Consider the following 1,692-nt stretch of genomic DNA (forward strand, 5'->3'; position numbering starts at 1 on the left):
TCTACACCTCGTTCAAGACCGGCGTCTGAGCGAGGCTGCGATGACCAGCACACCGCAAGCCGGTTTCCTGCGCATCGAGGACGTGGTGAAGGATTTCGGCGGCGGTGCCGTCGCGGTCAACCACGTCAGCGTCGACATCGCGAAGGGCGAGATCTTTGCGCTGCTCGGTTCGTCGGGCTGCGGCAAGACAACGCTGCTGCGCATGCTGGCGGGCTTCGAGACGCCGACCTCGGGCCGCATCGTGCTCGACGGCAAGGATCTCGCCGGCCTGCCGCCGTATGCGCGGCCGTTGAACATGATGTTCCAGTCGTACGCGCTGTTCCCGCACCTGACGGTGTGGGACAACATCGCGTTCGGGTTGCGGCGCGACCGGCTGCCGAAGGGCGAGATCGCCGAGCGGGTCGACGCGATGCTGAAGCTGGTGCAGCTCACCAAGTACGGCAAGCGCAAGCCGCACCAGCTGTCGGGCGGCCAGCAGCAGCGGGTGGCGCTGGCGCGCAGCCTGGCGAAGAAGCCGCAGCTGTTGCTGCTGGACGAGCCGCTGGGGGCGCTCGACAAGAAGCTGCGCGAGGAGACGCAGATCGAGCTGGTGAACATCATCGAGGAGGTCGGCGTGACCTGCGTGATGGTGACGCACGACCAGGAAGAGGCGATGACGATGGCCTCGCGCATCGCGGTGATGAGCGAGGGGCGCTTCCTGCAGGTCGGTCCGCCGGCCGACATCTACGAGACGCCGGCGACGCGCTTCGTGGCCGACTTCATCGGCAACGTGAACCTGATGGACGGTGCGGTCACCGAGGACCAGCCGGACCACGTGGTGATCACCTGCCCCGATTGCACGCACTACGTGGGCCACGGCATCACCGGCACCGAGGGCATGGAGGTGACGGTGGCGCTGCGGCCCGAGAAGATCCAGCTCTCGCGCCAGGCACCCGACGGCGAGCACGGGCCGCACAACCGAGCCCGCGGCAAGGTCAAGAACCTCGCGTACTTCGGCAGTTTCACGGTGTTCCACATCCAGCTGCCCAGCGGCGCGATGCTGAAGGTCAGCCAGAACAACGCCGAGCGGCATCGCGACGACGTGCTCACCTGGGACGACGAAGTCTGGGCGCATTGGTCGCCTTCGGCTCACGTGGTGCTGACGCAATGAGAGCGCCGAGCTGGTGGAGAGGGAGAAGCGCCGTCATCGGCATTCCGTATCTGTGGCTGCTGGTGTTCTTCCTGGCGCCCTTCCTGATCGTGCTGAAGTACAGCGTGTCGGAAATGGGCGCCGTGACGCCGAACGACATCACGAGCGTCGCCGATGGCGCACTGAAGATCACGCTGAAGTTCGGCAACTACGTCTTCATGACCGGCGACGCGCTGTACTTCAAGGCATACGTGTCGAGCCTGAAGTTCGCGGCCATCACCACCCTGCTCTGCCTGGCGATCGGCTACCCCTTCGCCTATTTCATGGCCCGGGCGAAGCAGTCGCTGCAGCCGGCGCTGCTGATGCTGGTGATGCTGCCGTTCTGGACGTCCTTCCTGCTGCGCGTCTATGCCTGGAAAGGCCTGCTCGAGGAAGGCGGTTGGGTGCATCGCATCGTCGTCGGGCYCGGCCTGGACCAGTTGCTGGTGCGCGCCGACATGATCGACGTGCCCGGCAAGCTGATGAACACGCCCTTCTCGCTCGTGATCGGCATGACCTACACC

General features: G+C 65.5%; 2 protein-coding genes. Both read left to right on the plus strand.

Features of this window, described 5'->3' with window-relative positions:
* Positions 1-40 precede the first annotated feature (40 nt).
* On the plus strand, positions 41-1,150 hold the full coding sequence (locus AC1D1T_RS32315) for an ABC transporter ATP-binding protein (protein WP_465113593.1): 1,110 nt from the start codon (positions 41-43) through the stop codon (positions 1,148-1,150).
* Positions 1,147-1,692, plus strand: a 546-nt coding sequence (locus AC1D1T_RS32320) for an ABC transporter permease (protein ID WP_477993438.1), incomplete at its 3' end; no start/stop codon positions are given. The genes AC1D1T_RS32315 and AC1D1T_RS32320, both read left to right, overlap by 4 nt.

Source organism: Rhizobacter sp. P2_H3, from assembly GCF_056403355.1.

What these genes read in the sequence shown, in the direction of transcription:
- AC1D1T_RS32315 (WP_465113593.1), top strand. Translation starts at nt 41, where the DNA reads ATGACCAGCACACCGCAAGCCGGTTTCCTGCGCATCGAGGACGTGGTG.